The 1,373-nt window shown below is 68.5% G+C and carries 1 protein-coding gene; it reads left to right on the forward strand.

The features are described from left to right. On the forward strand, positions 1 to 1,373 hold a 1,373-nt coding region (locus tag A5780_RS01960; RefSeq protein WP_156769334.1), incomplete at both ends, for an ATP-dependent RecD-like DNA helicase.

Here is a 1,373-nt window from a genome sequence, read left to right on the forward strand (position 1 = left end):
GCGGGCACCGGGAAAACCACCGCCATGCGCGTGCTCGTCGACGCCTGGCGCGCCTCCGGCGGAACACTTCTCGGCCTCGCGCCCGAGGCCGCCCCCGCCGCGATCCTCGCCGAAGCCACCCGCGCACGCGTGGAGACCGTCGACCGACTCCTGCACATCCTCGACCGACACCGACCACACCACGACACCGACGGGGTGCGGACAGCCGACGATTTCCCTGCCTCCGTACCGATGTGGATCCACCAAATAGACGAGCAGACGCTCGTCATCGTCGACGAGCACATCAAACTGTCGGATCGAAAGCGGCTGCAGCTGTTCGAATTCCTCACCGCCCGCGGCGCCACCATCCGCTGCGTCGGCGACGACAAACAACTGCCCGCCATCGACGCCGGCGGCGCCGGAATCGACACCACCCACCGCCCCGACACGATCACCCTGACGCACGTGGTGCGCTTCGCCGACACCGCCGAAGCCACCGCCGGGCTCCAACTCCGAGAAGCCGACCCTGCCGGGTTCGGCTTCTACCTCGACAACCAGCGCATCCATTCCGGCAGCGCGGCCACCATCGCCGACAAAGCCTACGGCGCCTGGTTCGCCGACCAGCACGCCGGACGCGAAGCCATCATGCTCGCCCCGACCCACGACATCGTCACCGATCTCAACCGCCGCGCCCGCACCGACCGCCTCGCCCGAACCCCCGAAACCCCCTCGGCGGCGACGGTGTTGGGCGACGGATTGACCGCCTCCGTCGGCGACATCATCTGCACTCGGCGCAACAACCGGCACGTGCGACTCGGTGACACCGACTGGGTGCGCAACGGTTACCGATGGCGCATCGACACCGTCCACCCAGACGGCAGCCTCACCGTCACCCACTTACGCCCCGGCGGAAAACCAGGCGCCGCCACCGTTCTGCCACCCGAATACGTCGGCGTCCACGTCCGGCTGGGCTATGCGATGACGATCGATTCCGCGCAAGGAACCACCGCCGACACCTGCCATACCGTGCTCACCGGCAGCGAGTCCCGCAATCAGCTCTACGTCGCGATCACCCGCGGCATCCACGCCAACCACCTCTACGTCCCCACGACCATCGACGCCAGCGAACTGTCGTTCTGGACCGAACCCGCCATGCTTCCCCAAACGGCAGTCGAAGTCCTGCAACACATCCTGGCCCGCGAGGCCACCCACACCAGCGCCCACACCGCACTACGCGACGCCCTCGACCCGCACCGTCGGCTCGGTCGCGCCGTCGATGTCTACCTCGACGCGATCGGTGTCGCCACCGAACACGCTCTCGGCGCCGACGCCCTCACCCGCCTCGACCACGACGCCGAAACACTGCTGCCCGGCCTCACCGACGCCCCCGCCTA

The organism is Nocardia sp. 852002-20019_SCH5090214, assembly GCF_001665865.1.
Classification (GTDB): Bacteria; Actinomycetota; Actinomycetes; order Mycobacteriales; family Mycobacteriaceae; genus Nocardia; species Nocardia nova.